General features: G+C 69.1%; 15 protein-coding genes and 1 tRNA gene. 6 read left to right on the plus strand and 10 right to left on the minus strand.

Annotated features, from left to right (window positions below; translation table 11 throughout):
• Positions 1 to 195: 195 nt before the first annotated feature.
• From IEY14_RS07235 to IEY14_RS07255, 5 genes are all read right to left on the minus strand, one after another.
• Positions 196 to 768, minus strand: coding sequence for an NADPH-dependent FMN reductase (locus IEY14_RS07235; protein WP_188907560.1), 573 nt, complete (start codon positions 766 to 768; stop codon positions 196 to 198).
• On the minus strand, positions 765 to 1,385 hold the full coding sequence (locus IEY14_RS07240) for a class I SAM-dependent methyltransferase (RefSeq protein WP_188907561.1): 621 nt from the start codon (positions 1,383 to 1,385) through the stop codon (positions 765 to 767). The genes IEY14_RS07235 and IEY14_RS07240 overlap by 4 nt, the downstream gene beginning before the upstream one ends.
• Before the next feature lie 84 nt (positions 1,386 to 1,469).
• A complete protein-coding gene (gene dnaJ / locus IEY14_RS07245) occupies positions 1,470 to 2,612 on the minus strand; it encodes a molecular chaperone DnaJ (protein WP_188907562.1) in 1,143 nt (380 codons plus the stop codon).
• A gap of 307 nt (positions 2,613 to 2,919) precedes the next feature.
• Positions 2,920 to 2,996: transfer RNA gene (locus IEY14_RS07250), tRNA-Arg, on the minus strand.
• A gap of 166 nt (positions 2,997 to 3,162) precedes the next feature.
• Positions 3,163 to 4,680, minus strand: coding sequence for a sensor histidine kinase (locus tag IEY14_RS07255; RefSeq protein ID WP_188907563.1), 1,518 nt, complete (start codon positions 4,678 to 4,680; stop codon positions 3,163 to 3,165).
• Positions 4,681 to 5,014: 334 nt separating this feature from the next.
• On the opposite strand from IEY14_RS07255, the gene rpmH reads away from it, so the two are divergent.
• Genes rpmH through yihA form a run of 4 tightly spaced genes read left to right on the plus strand, consistent with a single transcriptional unit; the run spans position 5,015 to position 8,131 of the window.
• Entirely contained in the window at positions 5,015 to 5,149 is a 135-nt protein-coding gene (rpmH, locus tag IEY14_RS07260) for a 50S ribosomal protein L34 (RefSeq protein ID WP_138104029.1), read from the plus strand.
• Positions 5,150 to 5,160: 11 nt separating this feature from the next.
• Complete coding sequence (gene rnpA / locus IEY14_RS07265) at positions 5,161 to 5,574, plus strand: ribonuclease P protein component (protein WP_244639415.1); 414 nt, start codon at positions 5,161 to 5,163, stop codon at positions 5,572 to 5,574.
• A 3-nt stretch (positions 5,575 to 5,577) separates the two neighbouring features.
• Entirely contained in the window at positions 5,578 to 7,422 is a 1,845-nt protein-coding gene (gene yidC / locus IEY14_RS07270) for a membrane protein insertase YidC (RefSeq protein WP_188907564.1), read from the plus strand.
• A 49-nt stretch (positions 7,423 to 7,471) separates the two neighbouring features.
• The gene (gene yihA / locus IEY14_RS07275; RefSeq protein ID WP_188907565.1) at positions 7,472 to 8,131 is read left to right on the plus strand and encodes a ribosome biogenesis GTP-binding protein YihA/YsxC; all 660 of its coding nucleotides are present in this window, start codon (positions 7,472 to 7,474) and stop codon (positions 8,129 to 8,131) included.
• 235 nt (positions 8,132 to 8,366) lie between these two features.
• Here yihA and IEY14_RS07280 read toward each other — a convergent pair whose 3' ends face one another.
• Both IEY14_RS07280 and IEY14_RS07285 read right to left on the minus strand, forming a co-directional pair.
• Positions 8,367 to 8,822, minus strand: a complete 456-nt coding sequence (locus IEY14_RS07280; RefSeq protein ID WP_188907566.1) for an NUDIX hydrolase — start codon at positions 8,820 to 8,822, stop codon at positions 8,367 to 8,369.
• Positions 8,819 to 9,463, minus strand: coding sequence for a TetR/AcrR family transcriptional regulator (locus tag IEY14_RS07285; RefSeq protein WP_188907567.1), 645 nt, complete (start codon positions 9,461 to 9,463; stop codon positions 8,819 to 8,821). Before IEY14_RS07285 ends, IEY14_RS07280 begins: the two co-directional genes overlap by 4 nt.
• A gap of 156 nt (positions 9,464 to 9,619) precedes the next feature.
• Between IEY14_RS07285 and IEY14_RS07290 the strand changes: the two genes are divergently transcribed.
• Positions 9,620 to 10,918, plus strand: a complete 1,299-nt coding sequence (locus IEY14_RS07290) for an HlyD family secretion protein (RefSeq protein WP_188908091.1) — start codon at positions 9,620 to 9,622, stop codon at positions 10,916 to 10,918.
• Positions 10,919 to 10,943: 25 nt separating this feature from the next.
• Entirely contained in the window at positions 10,944 to 12,530 is a 1,587-nt protein-coding gene (locus IEY14_RS07295; protein ID WP_188907568.1) for a DHA2 family efflux MFS transporter permease subunit, read from the plus strand.
• 16 nt (positions 12,531 to 12,546) lie between these two features.
• On the opposite strand, the gene IEY14_RS07300 is transcribed toward IEY14_RS07295, so the two are convergent.
• From IEY14_RS07300 to hisD, 3 genes are read right to left on the minus strand one after another with little or no spacing between them, the layout of a single operon-like run.
• The gene (locus IEY14_RS07300; protein WP_188907569.1) at positions 12,547 to 13,023 is read right to left on the minus strand and encodes an arsenate-mycothiol transferase ArsC; all 477 of its coding nucleotides are present in this window, start codon (positions 13,021 to 13,023) and stop codon (positions 12,547 to 12,549) included.
• Positions 13,023 to 13,508 carry a UPF0262 family protein gene (locus tag IEY14_RS07305; RefSeq protein ID WP_188907570.1) on the minus strand — a complete coding sequence of 162 codons (486 nt, stop codon included), beginning with the start codon at positions 13,506 to 13,508 and terminating at the stop codon, positions 13,023 to 13,025. The genes IEY14_RS07300 and IEY14_RS07305 overlap by 1 nt, the downstream gene beginning before the upstream one ends.
• A complete protein-coding gene (gene hisD / locus IEY14_RS07310) occupies positions 13,505 to 14,797 on the minus strand; it encodes a histidinol dehydrogenase (protein ID WP_188907571.1) in 1,293 nt (430 codons plus the stop codon). The genes IEY14_RS07305 and hisD overlap by 4 nt, the downstream gene beginning before the upstream one ends.
• Between the last annotated feature and the right edge of the window lie 14 nt (positions 14,798 to 14,811).

A 14,811-nucleotide genomic window follows, 5' to 3' on the forward strand; every position in this document is an offset into this window, starting at 1 on the left:
CACTGCCGGCGGCATCGTCGCAGAAATCTTCGGGCCTCGCCTTCGCCCCCACGCGGCGCGACCGTTCCCCGCCCTTGGTCCGGCCGCAGCCGGCTGGCACGCAGCCCCTTTGCGGGCGACGGTTCTCGACGCCCCGCTTGCAGGCTAAATGCGGCGAATTGACGGGATGTTAATCCTCCTCCCGCCGTCCCGGCGTCAGAGCTGGTGGCGGCCGCGCAGGGCCACCTCATCGATCAGGACGGCGATGAAGGCGTCGAGATCCGCGCCCGGATCGACCGGCTCGCCCGCCTGCGACAGCATCACCGGCACCGCCTTCTCGTCGAGCACGTCCGCGCCCAGCGCCGCGAAGACCGGGCTCCAGGCATCCAGCGCGGCGAAGCTGCGATCCGGGCCGGGCAGGCCGGAGGCGAGGGCGACGAGAAGCCCGCGAAACACGGCGGAGCGCGGGCTGGGGGCCACGGCGCGGGCCGCATGGGCCGCCCAGTCCAGGGCGTTCTTCGGCAGGGGCGCCAGCGAGCCGTTGGCCTCCGGCGCGACGAGCACGAGCGCGTCCTGAAGGAGCAGACGCTCGGCGAGCCGCAACGCCGCCGGTGGCAGCTCGTGGTCGCTGGTCTCGATGTCGAGAACGGGCAGGGGATAGTCCTCGAGATCGAGGACCGTCACCTCCGCCGTGGTCAGCGCCAGACGCTTGGCGATCTCGAAGGCGAGCAGCCGGTTCGGCGAGCCGGGCTCCAGCGTGCCCGGCAGGACGAGGATGCGTGCGGTCAAGCCGCCATGCGCCCCGCCTCGGCCTGCGAATAGATCCAGACGCGGGCCGGCGGGATGTTGTCCCAGATGATCGGCGAGGAGGAGACGCGGAAGCTCCCGTCCACCGGCTTCACCGGGGCCGTCTGGAGATAGGAGAGCTGCGTCAGGTTCGCGCCCGGCATCAGGCGGGTGAAATAGTCGGAGAACAGCGCCTGCCGCTTCTCCTGCGGCATGTGCAGGATCGGGATGGCGAAGAGGATCGCGGCGAATTTCTCGCCCCGGCGCTCGCCGAGCGTGGCGTCGAGATCGAAGCCGTCGCCCCGGATGACGTTGATACGCGGAAAGCGCTGCTGGAGAGTCGCGGCGAAGCCCGGATCGTATTCGACCGAGGTGATGCGCTCCGGCGCCACGCCCTTGTCGACCAGAGCCTGGGTGACGACGCCGAGGCCGGGGCCAAGCTCCAGGATCGGCCCGTCGAGATCGGTGGTGGCGCAGGCCGCCATGGTGGCGCAATATTTCGCCGAGGAGGGGGCGACGGCGCCGAGCTTGATCGGATGGCGCAGCCACATCTTCAGGTAGCGCAGGACATCGTCCCTGCTGCTGGGCGTGCCGGAGACCGCTGCCTTGCGTGCGGACATCTCAGTTCCTCTGCTTCGACCGAATCGGCCTATATCACAGCCTACCCCTATGCCGCACGATGCTCAGAGAGCAAATCGTCGAGATCAATTCTCGCCGAGGCCCTCGAAGAACTCCCGCATGCGCGAGAAGAAGCCCGTCGATTGCGGGGAATTGTCGGAGGAGGAGATCTTCTCGAACTCCTCCAGCAGTTCGCGCTGGCGACGCGACAGGTTCTGCGGCGTCTCGACCGAGACCTGGATGAAGAGATCGCCGGTCTGGGCCGAGCGCAGCACCGGCATGCCCTTGCCGCGCACGCGGAACTGCTTGCCGGTCTGGGTGCCGTCCGGCACCTTCACCCGCGTCGTCGCGCCGTCGAGCGTCGTCACCTCGAAATCGCCGCCGAGCGCGGCGGAGGTCATTGAGATCGGGATCTTGCAGTAGAGATCGGCGCCGTCGCGCTGGAAGAACTCGTGCGGGCGGATGGACAGGAAGATGTAGAGATCCCCCGCCGGGCCGCCGCGCAGGCCCGCCTCGCCCTCGCCGGCCAGCCGGATGCGCGTGCCGTCCTCGATGCCGGCCGGGATGTTGACGGCGAGCTTGCGCTCTTCCGGCAGGCGGCCCTCGCCATGGCACTTGGTGCAGGGATCGGCGACGATCTCGCCGCGCCCCTGGCAGGTGGGGCAGGTTCGCTCGATGGCGAAGAAGCCCTGGGCCGCGCGCACGCGGCCGGCGCCGGCGCAGGTCGGGCAGGTCTTCGCGCCCGAGCCCGGCCGCGCGCCGGTGCCCGAGCAGACGTCGCACTGGATGGTGGTCGGCACGCTGATCTCGGCCGTCTTGCCGGCGAAGGCCTCTTCCAGCGTCACTTCCATGTTGTAGCGCAGGTCCGATCCGCGCTCGCGGCCGCCGGACGAGCGCTGGCCGCCGCGCCGCTGGCCCATCATCTCGCCGAAGATATCGTCGAAGACATCGGCCATGGAGGAGGCGAAGTCGCCCCGGAAACCGCCGGCGCCGCCCCCGCCGTTCTGGAAGGCCTGATGGCCGAACCGGTCGTAGGCGGCGCGCTTCTGCGGGTCCTTCAGGACCTCGTAAGCCTCGCCGATCTCCTTGAACCGGGCTTCCGCCGCCGCATTGCCGGGATTCCGGTCGGGATGAAATTCCATCGCAAGCTTGCGATAGGCGGTCTTCAGGACCTTTTCGTCAGCCGTCCGGCTGACGCCGAGAATCTCGTAATAGTCGGCCTTTACCAAGACTGATCCGTCCGCTCGTGCTGATCGCCAGGGCTTCGGAGGCGGGGGAGACGTCCACGCTCCGCCCCCGGATCGCCGCAATGTGGGGAGCCCGCAGAGCCGTTACCATAGGTTCGCGCCAAAGGAAAACGCCCCGGCCCTCCAGGATCGCGGCGCCGCGCCGGTTCGCAAGGCGCACGGGCCGGAGGTCTGTTCCGTCCCGAAACGCTCCGGAATTCCCGAGACCTTCAGGCGTCACACAGGACTGCCCGACGACAAAAGCCTTGTGGCTCGAAAGTCCCGACGATGTTCGGAGGAAGGATGGAAATGGCGCGCCCGAAAGGATTCGAACCTCTGACCCCCAGATTCGTAGTCTGGTGCTCTATCCAGCTGAGCTACGGGCGCGTGCCGCCGGAGCGCTGCGGCTCCGATGGGCGGCGTGATAGACCGTCCTTTTCCGCTTGGCAAGCCGTCTCGTGACGAAATCCGCATCGGGCCGTCGCAAAACCGTCGTGTCGCCCTGCCCGCGCATGACCCGGGCGGCGGTAAGCGGCGCGGCATCGAAGAGGCGTCAGGCCGCGTCCGGCGGGCCGAGGCGCGCTTCCGGGCGGGGCAGGCGGATCTCGAAGCGGGCGCCGGCGCTCGGCGCGTCGACGAGCTCGATCCGCCCGCCATGCGCCTCGACGATCTCGGCGGCGATGGCGAGGCCGAGACCCGTGCCGCCGGCGCGGCCCGAGCCGCGAAAGGCGCGGAAGAGATGCGCCCGGGCACGCGGCGGCAGGCCGGGCCCGGTATCCTCCACCCGGATGACCGGCGTCCCGTCTGCCGCGCGCTCGGCGCCGATGGTGATGCGCCGCACGAAGATGACACCCGATTCGGCCTCCAGCGCCTGGACGGCGTTGCGGCAGAGATTGTTCAGGGCGCGGAAGAACTGATCGGCATCGACATCGATCTCGAAATCCTCCGGCACCGCGTTGACGAGCTCGATCTCGCTGTCGGGCGCGACGGGCGCCACCTCGAAGACGTCGGCGACGAGCCGGTGCAGGCGGATGCGCCGGCGCACCGGCTCGCTTTCCACCGCCTTGCCGTAGGACATCACCGACTGGGTATAGGAGAGGGCCCGGTCGAGGCTGCGCAGGAGGAGGGGTAGGGCGCGCTGCACGCGGGGCTCCTGCACGTCGGCGAGCCGGTCGGACACCATCTGGGCCGAGGCGAGGATGTTGCGCAGGTCGTGATTGATCTTCGAGACGGCGAGACCGAGATCGGCGAGGTGGCGCTGCTCGCGCAGCGTCGTCGCCAGCGTCGCCTGCATGGAGGCGAGTTCCGCCTCCGCCGCGCCGATCTCGTCCGCCCGCCCGCTCGGCGCGATGATGCGCGAGGCATCCGTCGGCGCCTCGCCGAAGCGCAGCATCGAGCGCGTCATCGCCCGGATCGGCCGGATGAGGAGCGAGCTGATCGCGGCATAGACGAGGCAACCGGCGAAGAGGGCGATCAGCAGCGAGAGAAGAAAGACGTTGCGGGCGTAGACGAGCATCGCCGCGCGGAGCTTGCGCTCGGGAAACACCACCTCGGCGACGATCCGGCCGGTCTCCTCGTCGTCGCCGACGGGACCGAGGACGCGCAGCGTGCGGTTGCCGCCGAAGAGAAGCGTGTCGATCGCCCCGCCGATCAGCGTCGGCCAGCGCGTCTTGGCGATGTCCACTTGGCGGTCGAGCGTCGGGATCGTTTCCTTGCGGGCGAGGAGCCGCGTCGTGCCGCCGCTGGCGATGGCGACGAGATCGGCCTGGAGCGCGTCGAGCAGGGCCGCCTGCTGCCGGGGGCCGAGCACGGCCTCCTCCGGCTCCTTCGGCTGCTCGGCGGTGAGCCCGGCGGCGGCGGCGGTCTCCAGCTTCTGGCGAAGCCATTCCAGGCGGAAATGGGCGACGGAGGGCACGAAGATGAAGATCTCGGCGACCATCACCGACAGAAGCGTCACCCAGAGCAGGCTGACCGAAAGCGGCTTGCGGATGGCGGGCCCGGGGCTTCGCGCCCGCTCCGTCCGCCGCGGCCCGTCGCCGGCCGCCTCCGATCGCTGCTCCGAAACCGTCATGTCCCTCGAACGCCCGCCTCGCCGCAGCCGCGCGAGGAGTAAAGGGCCGACGCGCGCAGGAAGCGATCCCGCAATGCGAAGGATGATAGGTCGGCGCGCGCCGCTTTCCAATCACGGCGAGGGCCGGCAAGGCGCGCCGGAGCGGTTAAATTTCCGGCGCGGCGGGCGAGGAAGCGGCTTTTGCCGGCCCCGGCCGCATTGACTTTGCGCGGGCGATCTTCCTATAAGCCGCCCCACGAGCGGAATGGCGGGTCCATCGCGCGCTTTGCCGCGTCCGTCCCGCTGCCGCATTCCAGACAACGAGGCTCGCGATTTCCTCGCGGGGAACAACACGATGAAACGCACCTATCAGCCGAGCAAGCTCGTCCGCAAGCGCCGTCACGGCTTCCGCGCCCGCATGGAAACGGTCGGCGGCCGCAAGGTCATCGCCGCCCGCCGCGCGCGCGGCCGCAAGCGGCTCTCGGCCTGACAGGCGAAGCGCTGCCGCAGGTCGGGCGCATCCGCACGCGCCCGGACTTCCTGGCCGCCCGTGGGGGCCGTCGCTTGAACGGCCCCTTTTTCTTTATCGAGACCCGCGACCGCCGCGACGGCGGCGAGCCGCGCCTCGGTCTGACGGTCACGAAGAAGGTCGGCAATGCCGTGCTGCGCAATCGCATCCGGCGCCGGCTGCGCGAGGCGGTCCGCACCGTCTGCGCCCGTGAAATGGCGGCGGGATACGACTATGTGATCGTGGCCCGTCGGGAAGTGGCGGATCTGCCCTTCGAACGGCTGACGGACGAATTGTCGAGGCGCCTCGCCAAGGGTGGCGCCTCGCGCGAGGGCGCGCGGCCCCCGGAGCGCCGCGCCGGCCCGCAGACGGAACATGCGGAGCCCGCCGGCTCCGCGGGGAACTGATCGATGGAAAACAACCGCAACTTCCTGATCGCGATGGCGCTTTCGATCGCCGTCCTGTTGGGATGGCAGTTCCTCGTCGTCAAGCCGCGCACGGATGCCCAGCGCGCGGCGCAGGAGGCCGCGGCGACCACAAGCGCCCCGGCGAGCGGCGCCCAGGGCTCGCTCCAGACGCCGCAGACCCCGGCCGGCACGCCGCAGGCCAGCGCCCCCTTGCCCGCCGGCCGCGAAAGCGCCGTACCGTCCAACGGCGCCACCGGCGGCCAGGCCCGCGAGGCGGCGCTCGCCCGCGATCCCCGCGTCGCCATCGACACGCCCACCGTGTCCGGCTCGATCAATCTGCGCGGCGCGCGGCTCGACGATCTCCGGCTGAAGAACTATCACGAGACGGTCGACGATGCCTCGCCGACGATCGTGCTGCTCTCGCCGGAAAGCGCGACGGACGCCGCCGGCCTGCCCATCGGCTATTTCAGCGAATTCGGCTTCGCCGGCCAGAATGTCGGCACGCTGCCCGGCCCGGCGACGCTCTGGCAGGCGGAGGGCAATCCGGTGCTGACGCCGGACGCGCCGGTGACGCTCACCTATACCAACGATCGCGGCCTGACCTTCCGCCGCACCGTCTCCATCGATCGCGACTACATGTTCCAGGTGCGCGACGAGGTGCGGAACGCCGGCGAGGCGGCGGTCTCACTCCAGCCCTATGGCCGCGTCACGCGCTTCTCAAAGCCCGCCGTCACCCCGGCCTGGGTGGTGTTCGAGGGCCTGCTCGGCGTCTTCGGCGAGCAGGGTCTGAAGGAGGCGACCTACAAGAACATCGAGAGCGAGGGCTCGGTGAAGCCCGATGCCGCCTCGCAGGGCTGGCTCGGCATCGCCGACAAGTATTGGGCGACGGCTTTGGTGCCGCAGGAAGGGCGCTCCTACCAGCCGACCTTCCAGTATTCGGCCTCGGGCCGTCCCTTCTACCAGACCGACTTCCTGGCCGCGCCGGTCACCGTCGCGCCCGGCGCCAGCGCCGAGCTGACGCAGCGCAGCTTCGCCGGCCCGAAGGTGGTCGAGCTTCTCGACCATTACGAGAAGGACCTCAACATCCCGCGCTTCACCCAGCTCATCGACTGGGGCTGGTTCTTCTTCATCACCCGGCCGATGTTCACGGCCATCGACTGGCTGTTCAAGTTCACCGGCAATTTCGGCGCGGCGATCCTGCTCGTCACCGTGGCGCTGAAGCTCGTCTTCTTCCCGCTCGCCAACAAGTCCTATAAGTCGATGGCGAAGATGAAGGAGGTGCAGCCGAAGATCATGGAGCTGCGCGAGCGCTTCGCCGACGATAAGATGAAGCAGCAGCAGGCGATGATGGAGCTCTATCGCCAGGAGAAGATCAACCCGGCCGCCGGGTGCTGGCCGATGCTGGTGCAGATCCCGGTCTTCTTCGCGCTCTACAAGGTGCTCTACGTCACGATCGAGATGCGGCACGCGCCGTTCTTCGGCTGGATCCAGGATCTCGCGGCGCCGGACCCGACGAGCCTCTTCAACCTCTTCGGCCTTCTGCCCTACAGCGTGCCGCACGGGCTGATGATCGGCGTCTGGCCGCTGGTGATGGGCGTCACGATGTTCGTCCAGATGCGGCTGAACCCGACGCCGCCGGACCCGACGCAGAAGATGATCTTCACCTGGATGCCGCTGGTCTTCACCTTCATGCTGGCCTCCTTCCCGGCGGGTCTCGTGATCTACTGGGCCTGGAACAACACCCTGTCGATCATCCAGCAGTCGGTGATCATGAAGCGGAACGGCGTGAAGATCGAACTCTTCGACAATATCCGCGACGTCTTCCGCCGGAAGAAGAAGGAGGCCTGACGGCCTCCCGATCAGCATGACGGATCGCATCGCGCCAGTCGAGGGGAACATGCCGGAGGCTTCCGAGCCGGAGCCCGGCACGCGCCGCCTGTTCAGTCGCCCCTGGGTCTTCATCCGCGGCGTGCCGCGCATGGACGTGCTGCCGCCGGAAGGCCCACCGGAGATCGCCTTCGCCGGCCGCTCGAATGTCGGCAAGTCCTCGCTGATCAACGCGCTGGTCGGCCAGAAGGGGCTGGCGCGCACCTCGAACACGCCGGGGCGGACGCAGGAGCTGAACTATTTCGTGCCCGGCGGCTATTCCGGCGAAGGGGCGGACCTGCCGCCGATCGCCATGGTCGACATGCCGGGCTACGGCTATGCCGAGGCGCCGAAGGAGCAGGTCGACGCCTGGACGCGGCTCGTCTTCGACTATCTGCGCGGCCGCGCGACGCTGAAGCGCGTCTTCGTGCTGATCGATTCCCGCCATGGCGTGAAGAAGAACGATGCCGACGTGCTCGATCTTCTCGACAAGGCGGCGGTCTCCTACCAGATCGTCCTCACCAAGACGGACAAGATCAAGCCGCCGGCCGTGCCGAAGCTGATCGCCGCGACGCATGAGGCGATCCGCAAGCGCCCCGCCGCCTTCCCGGACATCCTCGCCACCTCGTCGGAAAAGCATGCCGGCCTTGCCGAACTCCAGGCGGTGATCGGCAGCTTCCTGGCGGGCTGACCGACCGTCATACCGACGCGCTTATGCACTGATCCTTGGCGCCTCCGCCTCAGCTTCGTCATCCCGGGCCCGACCCGGGATCCATGCCTCGGCGAGGCCGCTTGGATAAGGGTGGAGATGGGCGTCCTTCCGCATCGCTTTAGATCGGTCGCGGTTGGCTTGGAATGGATCCCGGCGCGGGGGCCGGGATGACGAAGCGGTGAGGTGAGCGGATTTCCGCGAAGGCGCGATCGTATCATTCCTCGGATCGGGCGAGGGCGCCCAACAGGCCCTGCGGATAGAGCGCCGGCGCGCCCCCACGGAATTCGTCGATCGCGAACCAGCGCGCCCGGCCTTCGGTGCCGTCCGCCTCGTGGAAGACGATCGCCGCATCCTTCGGCAGAACGCGGTCGAGGAGCCGGATCGGCGCGGCGAAGACGATCTCGTGGCCCGGCTGGCCCTCATGCGTGAAGATGTTCTCGAAGACCCGCCAGGGGCCGAGCAGCGCGATCTCCGCGCCGAGCTCCTCGCGGAATTCGCGAATGAGCGCCGCCTCGCGCGTTTCGCCGAACTCGACCGAGCCGCCGAGCGGGCGGGCGCCCTTGACCCTGCCGGCATCGTCCGTCACCTCGGCGGCGAAGAGATGCGGCCCGTCGAGGAGAAGGCCGACGACCTTGACGCGGACCGCCGAAGGCGGCCGCCAGACGCTCACGCCGGCACACCGTAACCGGCCATGAACAGCCGCACCGCCCCGTTCACCGTGCGCTCGATTTCCTCCTCCGCCGGGCTTTCCGTCTTGTAGCCGAAGAGGCGGCAGCGCAGCATGCCGGCGCTCGCCAGCTCGATGAACTGTTTGGCCGCCAGTTCGGTATCCTCGATCCGCAGCGTGCCGGCGGCGACGGCGGAATCGAGATAGGCGGACAGGAGGCCGATCGTGCGCTTCGGTCCGCTCTCGTAGAAGGAGGCGCCGAGTTCCGGCATCCGCTCCACGACGCTCATCACCGTGCGCTGCGCCCGGATCACCTCCTTGGAGGAGAGCTTCGTCGCCAGCCGCGTGCCGTAGATCTTCAGCGTCTCGGCCGGATGGCCGGGATCGGTGAAGATGGCGCTGACCTCGGCGAAATAGCGCTCGCGCTCCTCGGCGATGAGGGCGGTGAACAGTTCCTCCTTCGAGCGGAAATAGACGTAGAGCGTCGATTTCGACACGCCGGCGGCGCGCGTCACATCGTCCATGGAGGCGGCGTCGAAGCCCATGGTCACGAAGACCTTCTGCGCTCCGGCGAGGATCTGCTGGCGCTTGACCGGGTTCTCGCCCGCGCCCGTCCTCTCGCCGCGTTCCAATGTCTGGCTCATCCTGTCCCTTCCGCCCAGCTCGCCGCCATAAGGCTTTCGCAATCCTATGGCAGAAATAATCATCCATTGGGGCGACTGCGATCTTGCAATGCACAAGGATCGCCGTTAATTCAAGGCCGAACTGAACGGTTCGGTTCGAATTTGGTCATGGTTGCCATGTACGACAAGCCTTCCAGCGAACTCGGTGGAACCGCGGGCGGGACGACGCGCCCCGAGGCCGAAGCCAAGACGCCGCCTCTCGCCCCCGACCTGCCGAAGGCCCGGCCGGAACCGGCGGCTGAAAGGCCGGCCCCGGCCGCGCCGCCGCCGGTCGTCAGCGCGCCGCCGGCGCCGAAGAAGCGCGGCATCAAGCGCTTCCTCCTGCCGCTGATCGCGCTCGCCGCGCTCGGCGGCGGTGCCTGGTACGGCCATTACTACTGGGTCGAAGGGCGCTTCCTCGTCTCGACGGACGACGCCTATGTCGGCGCCGACATGTCGATCCTTTCGCCGAAGATCACGGGCTATGTGCGCGCCGTGCCGGTGGAGGAGAATGACCGCATCGCGGCCGGCGCCCCGTTGGTCGAGATGGACGACGGCGACTATCGCCTCGCGCTCCAGGCGGCGGAAGCCAAGATCGCCACCAAGCGCGCCTCGATCGAGCGCATCGGCGCGCAGCGCCGGGCGGCCGAGGCGGCGGTGACGCAGGCCGAGGCCGCCAAGGACGCCGCGACGACGGCGCTCGCCCAGGCCGAGCTCGACCTGAAGCGCGCCACCGATCTGTCGCGCACCGGCGCCGGCACGGCGGCGCAGCAGGACAACGCCCGCAGCGCCCGCGACGCCGACGCGGCGCAGCTGAACGGCGCGATCGCCGCGCTCGAGGCCTCGAAGGCCAATGTCCTGATCTTCGATGCCCAGCAGAAGGAAGCGGCGCAGGAATTGCAGGAATTGCAGGTGGCGCGCGACCAGGCGGTGCGGGATCTCTCCTTCACCGTGCTGAAGGCGCCCTATGACGGCGTCGTCGGCAATCTGTCCGTCCAGCCGGGCGACTATATCGCGCCGGGCAAGCGGCTCGCCGCCATCGTGCCGGTCGACAAGGTCTATGTCGACGCGAACTTCAAGGAGACGCAGCTCGCCGAGATCGTCCCCGGCCAGAAGGTGGAGGTCGAGATCGACGCCATTCCGGGCCGGAGGTTCGAGGGCACGGTGAAGAGCGTCTCGCCGGCCTCCGGCTCGGTGTTCTCGCTGCTGCCGACCGACAACGCGACCGGCAACTTCACCAAGATCATCCAGCGCGTGCCGGTGCGGGTCGAGATCGACGACGCCCAGGATCTCGCCGGCCATCTGCGGCCCGGCCTCTCGGCCGTCGTCGCGGTGGATATCCGCACCACGCCCGACGCCGCCCATGCGACGACCGTGACCGGCACGGCGCCGGCCGCCAGCGTCACCGAGGCGGCGGGGCAGGGCGCCGCCCGCTAAACCTCCCCGAAGGGGTCCCCCGCCCATGTCCTCGATCACGGCCGCGAAGGTTCCGCCGGCGGCGCCGGCCGACGACGCGATTCCCATGCGCAAGATGCTGGCCTTCCTGGCCATGGTCGTCGGCATGTTCATGGCGATCCTCGACATCCAGATCGTCTCGGCCTCGCTGGCCGAGATCCAGGCGGGCCTCGCCGCGTCCGGCGACGAGATCTCCTGGGTGCAGACGGCCTATCTGATCGCCGAGGTGATCATGATCCCGCTCTCCGGCTTCCTCGGCCGGATGATGTCGACGCGCGTGCTCTTCACCATCGCGGCGGCGGGCTTCACCCTGTCCTCGGCGCTCTGCGCCACCGCCTCGAACATCGATCAGATGATCCTCTACCGGGCGATCCAGGGCTTCATCGGCGGCGGCATGATCCCGAGCGTCTTCGCCGCCGCCTTCACCATCTTCCCGCCCTCGAAGCGCGCCATCGTCTCGCCGATGATCGGCCTCGTGGCGACGCTCGCCCCGACGATCGGCCCGACGGTCGGCGGCTATCTCAGCCATGCCCTGTCCTGGCACTGGCTGTTCCTCGTCAACGTGCCGCCCGGCATCATCGTCACGCTCGCCGTCTGGAATCTCGTCGATTTCGACAAGCCGAACTGGAAGCTCTTCGATTCCTTCGACTGGTTCGGCCTGCTCGGCCTCGCCGCCTTTCTCGGCGCGCTGGAATACGTGCTGGAGGAGGGCCCGACCAACGACTGGTTCGAGGACGAGGCGGTGCTGGTCTGCGCCGTCGTCTCGGTGCTCGGCGGGCTTCTGTTCTTCTGGCGCGCCTTCACGGCGAAGGAGCCGATCGTCGATCTCACCGCCTTCGCCAATCGCAACTTCACCTTCGGCTCGCTCTTCTCCTTCGTGATGGGCATCGGCCTCTATGGCCTGACCTATCTCTACCCGGTCTATCTCGGGCAGATCCGGGGCTACGATTCGCTGATGATCGGCGAGACCATGTTCGTCTCGGGCCTCGCGATGTTCTTCACCGCGCCGGTCGCCGGGCGGCTCACCACCAAGCTCGATCCGCGCGTGATGATGTCGATCGGCTTCATGTCCTTCGCGGCGGGCACCTTCATGATGTCGGGCCTGACGCATGACTGGGATTTTCGGGAACTGTTCATCCCGCAGATCCTGCGCGGCTTCGGCCTGATGATGGCGATGGTGCCGATCAACAACGTCGCGCTCGGCACGCTGCCGCCGCAGAAGATGAAGGGCGCGTCCGGCCTCTACAACCTGACGCGCAATCTCGGCGGTGCGGTGGGCCTCGCGCTCATCAACACGGTGCTGACCGACCGCAAGGCGCTGCATTTCGAGCGGCTGGCGGAGGAGGTGCGCTGGGGCCGCGCGGTGGCGGAGGAGCGGATGGCCTCCATCGTCGCCTCGATGACGGCGAACGGCCTCGACGGCGACATGACGGGCGTCCGCCAGATGGCGAATATCGTGAAGCGCGAGGCGACGGTGATGTCCTTCGCCGACGTCTTCACGGCGCTGACCGTGCTGTTCCTGGCGCTGGTCTTCCTGTCGGCCCTGATCCGCAAGCCGAATGCGGGCGTCCGCGGCGGGGGCGGCGGCCACTGACCGGGCCGCGCCCGCCTCAGCTCGCCGCCCTGCGGCCGGCGGCGAGCCGCTCGCGGATGCGCGCCTCGATCCGGCGCAGGACATCGCGATAGGCGTCGAGCACCTGCGCCCGCGAGCCCTCGACGGCGGACGGATCGGGCATCGGCCAATATTCGACGTCGACGGCCTGGCCGCCGGTGAGATCGAGCGCGATGTGATGGGCCTCGGGCGCCAGCGTCACGATCAGGTCGAAATAGCTGTCCGCCAGTTCTTCCATGGATTGCGGCTGGTGCGGCGTCGGGTGGAAGCCCTTCTCCTCCAGCACCTCGGCGACGATGGGATCGGCATCGCCCTTCTTCACGCCGGCCGAGACCGTATAGATGCCGGGAAACAGAGCGCGCGTCACCGCTTCCGCCATCGGCGAGCGGATCGCGTTCATGCCGCAGACGAAGAGCACCGAGGAGAGGGGACGGCCCGGCGCGCTGCTCGGCGTGGTTGGACCGGCCTCGCCCATCAGGACCGCCTTTGCAGGACGCCGATCAGCGTGAAGAGGCGGCGGGCGGTCTCCTTGTCGACCTCGATCTTGCCCGCCAGTCGCTCGCGCAGGAGGTCCGAACCGTCATTGTGGATGCCGCGCCGGCCCATGTCGATGGCCTCGATCTGCGAGGGCGTCGCGGAGCGGATCGCCTCGTAATAGCTGTCGCAGATCAGGAAATAGTCGCGCATCACCCGCCGGAGAGGGGCGAGCGACAGGATATGGGTCACGACCGGCTGATCGTCGGCGGCGCGGATGTCGAAGACGAGCCGGCCGCCATCGGTGGAGAGCCGCAGGCGATAGGGGCCGCCGGGCGCGCCGGCCGGGCGGAACGAGTTCTCGTCGATGAGATCGGTGATCGCCACCGCCCGCTCGTGCTCGATATCGGGCGCGGCGCTGCCGATCGTATGGTCGAGCTCGACGCCGATCAGCCGCTCGCTGGACGGGGCGGGAGAGGCGCTCAAAGGTTCAGCCTGATCGCGACGGAACGGGCATGGGCGTCGAGACCCTCCACCCGCGCGATCTCGATCGCGGCGGGGCCGAGGGCGCGGAGCTGCTCGGCCCCGAGCTTCAGGACGGAGGTGCGCTTGACGAAGTCGAGCACCGACAGGCCGGAGGAGAAGCGGGCCGAGCGCGCCGTCGGCAGGACATGGTTCGAGCCGCCGACATAGTCGCCGATGACCTCCGGCGTGTGCCGGCCGAGAAAGGCGGCCCCGGCATTGCGGATGCGCGCGAAGAGGGCGTCCGGGTCCTCGGTCGCGATCTCCAGATGCTCGGCCGCGATCCGGTCGGCGATCGGCGGGGCGTGGTCGAGGCTCGGCACGAGGATGATCGCGCCGAAGTCCCGCCAGCTGGCGCGCGCCGTCTCGCCGCGCGCGAGGGCGAGAAGCTGCGCCTCGACCGCCGCCTCCACCCGGTCGGCGAAGGCGGCGTCGTCGGTGAGGAGGATCGACTGCGCGGCCGCGTCGTGCTCGGCCTGGGCGAGGAGGTCGGCGGCGATCCAGGTCGGGTCGTTGGCGCCGTCGGCGATCACCAGCACTTCCGAGGGGCCGGCGATCAGATCGATCCCGACCGTGCCGAAGACCTGGCGCTTGGCCGCCGCCACATAGGCATTGCCCGGCCCGACGATCTTCGCCACCGGCGCGATGCGCTCCGTGCCATAGGCGAGGGCGGCGACGGCCTGCGCCCCGCCGATGCGGTAGATCTCGTCGATGCCCGCGATATGGGCGGCGGCGAGCACCAGCGGATTGAGCTCGCCCGCCCGCGCCGGCACCACCATGGCGATGCGCTCGACCCCCGCCACCTTCGCCGGCACGGCATTCATCAGGACGGAGGACGGATAGCTCGCCGCGCCGCCCGGCACGTAGAGGCCGACCGATTCGATCGCCGTCCAGCGGCTGCCGAGCACGGCGCCGAGCGCGTCGGCATAGGTGTCGTCCTTCGGCCGCTGGCGCTCGTGATGGGCGAGGATGCGCCGATGGGCGAATTCCAGCGCCTCGCGCGTCGCGGGCGGCGTCGCGGCATGGGCTTCGGCGATCGCCTCCGGCGGCATGCGCAGCGTTTCCGGCGTCAGCTCCAGCGCGTCGAAGCGCTTCGTATAGTCGATGACGGCCGCGTCGCCGCGCCGGCGCACCTCGGCCAGGATGTCGCGCACCGTCGCGTCGACATCGGGCGAGACCTCGCGCTTGGCGGCGAGCAGCGCCCGGAAACGCGGTTCGAAATCGGCGGCGGCGGCATCGAGCCGGACGGGCAAGGCGAAGTCTCCTC

The organism is Aureimonas endophytica (assembly GCF_014642635.1).
Taxonomy (GTDB): domain Bacteria; phylum Pseudomonadota; class Alphaproteobacteria; order Rhizobiales; family Rhizobiaceae; genus Plantimonas; species Plantimonas endophytica.

Coding starts and splice junctions, on each gene's coding strand:
- IEY14_RS07240 (WP_188907561.1), bottom strand. CDS start 1,385: ATGTCCGCACGCAAGGCAGCGGTCTCCGGCACGCCCAGCAGCAGGGAC.
- IEY14_RS07255 (WP_188907563.1), bottom strand. CDS start 4,680: ATGACGGTTTCGGAGCAGCGATCGGAGGCGGCCGGCGACGGGCCGCGG.
- rpmH (WP_138104029.1), top strand. CDS start 5,015: ATGAAACGCACCTATCAGCCGAGCAAGCTCGTCCGCAAGCGCCGTCAC.
- yidC (WP_188907564.1), top strand. CDS start 5,578: ATGGAAAACAACCGCAACTTCCTGATCGCGATGGCGCTTTCGATCGCC.
- yihA (WP_188907565.1), top strand. CDS start 7,472: ATGCCGGAGGCTTCCGAGCCGGAGCCCGGCACGCGCCGCCTGTTCAGT.
- IEY14_RS07285 (WP_188907567.1), bottom strand. CDS start 9,463: ATGAGCCAGACATTGGAACGCGGCGAGAGGACGGGCGCGGGCGAGAAC.
- IEY14_RS07290 (WP_188908091.1), top strand. CDS start 9,620: ATGTACGACAAGCCTTCCAGCGAACTCGGTGGAACCGCGGGCGGGACG.
- IEY14_RS07295 (WP_188907568.1), top strand. CDS start 10,944: ATGTCCTCGATCACGGCCGCGAAGGTTCCGCCGGCGGCGCCGGCCGAC.
- IEY14_RS07300 (WP_188907569.1), bottom strand. CDS start 13,023: ATGGGCGAGGCCGGTCCAACCACGCCGAGCAGCGCGCCGGGCCGTCCC.